Source organism: Jeotgalibacillus sp. ET6, from assembly GCF_029667115.1.
Classification (GTDB): domain Bacteria; phylum Bacillota; class Bacilli; order Bacillales; family Jeotgalibacillaceae; genus Jeotgalibacillus.
On sequence record NZ_JARUIU010000026.1, the window covers coordinates 1 to 458 of the forward strand.

The window sequence follows — 458 nt, forward strand, 5'->3', positions numbered from 1 at the left end:
AATTCGAATGCCTTCCACGAAAAGCACAGGCAAAGCTGGCACTCGAGCTCAAACAAGAAGGATTCCCATTAAAAGAGGTCTTTGTGGTCGTCGGTATTCCGGAAGCAACCTATCATTACCATGTGAAAAGGTTGGGGAAAGAGGATGATGAAACAGACCTTAAAGAACACATCATCTCCCTATTTAAAGAGTCTTATGAACGGTATGGATATAAACGGATCACCAATGAACTAAAGAAATTAGGTCTTCTGATTAACCATAAAAAAGTGTATCGCATCATGAAAGAACTCGGATTAAAGTGTGTTAAATTCATGCGCAAATCCCGCAAATATAATTCCTATAAAGGAAAGGTTGGGAAGGTAGCGAAAAACCGGTTAAATCGACGTTTCCATACTTCTATCCCCCTTCAAAAATTAGTCACTGACGTGACAGAATTTAAATGTCTCGGAGAAGACAAA

Annotated in this window: 1 protein-coding gene; it reads left to right on the top strand. The window is 39.3% G+C overall.

Annotated features, from left to right (window positions below; genetic code table 11):
• Positions 1-458 (top strand): IS3 family transposase (locus tag P6709_RS19745; protein ID WP_278242619.1); only part of this gene is annotated, 458 nt, incomplete at both ends.